We start from the raw sequence: 2,325 nt of genomic DNA on the forward strand, positions 1-2,325 counted from the left end.
ACTCTAGGACAGCCTTAGCCTCCTGACCGGCAGCTGCATCAATCAGTAAGACAGTATCCCCTTGATCATTTTTGAGTTCGAAATCATGAGCTCTATTGTCAGTTGATGATGCAATAGATAATTTTGCCGTCGGATCGTTTGTCCCGATGCCAACATTACCATCTTTAATCACCATCTGGACTGTGCCATCACCAGCATTGAGTTCGTTATCGTGATGAGAGCCATCTTTGTACCAGGCAAAGTTTTTAGCGGTGCGAAAATACTGTGTATGACTCTGAATACCGATGCCATAGCGTTGGTCCCACAAATTAATCATCTCCCGCATGTTGTTGTGGAAACTGAGGGTTGCAGAGTCGTCAATGGTCAAATTATTGAGAGTGGTATTACCTGTAACAGTTAAAGTCCCAGCTACACTAAGATCACCAGAGAAGCTGGAAGTGTGATCATCACCACCTCGCAATACAGTATCTCCATTACTTCCCCCTAATTTTAGGAAGCCATAATCACCACTCGCCACATGCAATTTTATGATGCTAGTTTTATCGGCTGCAGCAATTTTCAATCCTTGACCTACTGCCGAGTGAATGTGTAATGGTTCTTCAGCGGGATTAATGCCGATGCCAACCTTGCCTGCAAAGTAGTTATCTCTTTCAGTACCTCCAAACCATGCAGAATTGCTCCTACTCCCAGTCCATCCATTATGCTCTACAAAGAAACGAACTGCTTCCCCTTCACTTCTGACTTGGAAGATCGGGTCACCTTCAGGGGGATTTTCTGCCACTCGATAGACTAAGCCGGTTGCCCCTTGAGTACCGTCACCGCGATGATTGCCGTCGCTGGGAGCTTCCATCAGCAGAGGTCGCTCACCAGATGCGTTGCTGCTGAAGCTTAAACTTCCATTTACTGTGGTATCACCTGTAACACTCAAATCTCCCTCAATAACAACCAAACTACTGGCACTATTACCACCAGAACGCAGGGTTGGTCCAGTGATTGCACCACTATCCAAATTACCACTAGGCAAACGCACTCCAGAATACTGGCGTACACTGAGATCAGGAGTCACATTACCGTTTCCAGCAATTGCCAGCTTTGCCAGAACAATCGAGTCCTCAGGCACATTTCCCAGGGTAGCAACTTGGATATTGGGCTTTTCGTGCCAGCGCCTGGCACCACTGCTACCCAAACCTCCATCAGTTGTCTGATCCGATTGTTCCTCTTGATAGGAAATAACTAAGTAAACTTCCTGACTTTGATACCCGCTAAGATTGATTGGCGAAGAGTCTGTACTCAGAATAATCTGCCGACCTTCACTGTCAAGAGCAGTACCAGGGGTAACAATCACCTGATTAGTGTCAGTCTTAAGAGTCAAACCATCACAAATGCCCGAAACCCGGAGGAATTGGTCTAGGCGGCGCTGTCGATCAATATGATACTTTTGTTCATCAATAAAATCCTGGTCTTTTAAAAACTCACCATCGAAGTAGCGTACTCGCTTGTCAATGTAAGGATACTGAATATAATCTGCCATTTTAATTCTCCCTTAGTTACGATATGGTTGTGGTGCCCAATAGTGTAGTCTCCCCAACGATGATGCCTGGTTTACTATCAGTGGGCTCATTAATAATTTGCATACCGGGTATTAACACCCGCAAAGCATAAAACGTGTGAGCTGGTTTCTCCTGATTAACAATTGCTTTCGCAATCTCTTCTTGACGTTGCAGCAGTTTAGGGTCTCGCTCATTCAAGGTGATTGTCACCTGGAAGTAGTGAGCAGGTTGTTCAAATTCGTAGATTTTAACGTCTTCTTGAGTGTAAAGTTCTAGCATTTGCTTCACTCCCGTCTTAGTCCCCCGTTGGCGATAGAGAGGGACAATATTGCTGATAAATCGGCGTTTAGTCTCCTCATTCCAATCATCTCGCAAACTTAACGCCACCCAACTGGCCAGCCAAGGTATAAACTCAGTTGGTGCTATCTCTGACTCTACTGGTAAATCAGGATGATTATAGGGATTGAAGTAAGTAGGGATACGGTCAATGTACTCTTCTAGAGCCAACTGTTCAGGATTTGGATCATCAGTATCCCTAGGTAAAAAACCACTCATTACCCGCTCAAACGCTAGCAGGAACCGACCAACAAAAGGGTCTTCCTGAAAGTTAGCTGGTAGATAGTTTAGATAGCTACTTAGGTTGTTGGACATAAGTCAAGGGAATAGGGAATAGGGAATAGGGAATAGTGGGGAGATGGGGAGATGGGGAGATGGGGAGGTGGGGAGATGGGGAGATGGGGAGATCTCACAGGGGTAGGTTTTTAACAAAGACCTC

General features: G+C 45.5%; 2 protein-coding genes. Both read right to left on the reverse strand.

Features of this window, described 5'->3' with window-relative positions; genetic code table 11:
• A partial coding sequence (locus tag F6K53_RS37555; RefSeq protein WP_293084741.1) for a hypothetical protein occupies positions 1-1,531 on the reverse strand: 1,531 nt, incomplete at its 3' end.
• Between the two features lie 16 nt (positions 1,532-1,547).
• Positions 1,548-2,201, reverse strand: coding sequence for a phage tail protein I (locus tag F6K53_RS37560; RefSeq protein ID WP_293084744.1), 654 nt, complete (start codon positions 2,199-2,201; stop codon positions 1,548-1,550).
• Positions 2,202-2,325: the final 124 nt, after the last annotated feature.

This window comes from Moorena sp. SIO4A1 (assembly GCF_010672065.1).
Lineage (GTDB): Bacteria > Cyanobacteriota > Cyanobacteriia > Cyanobacteriales > Coleofasciculaceae > Moorena.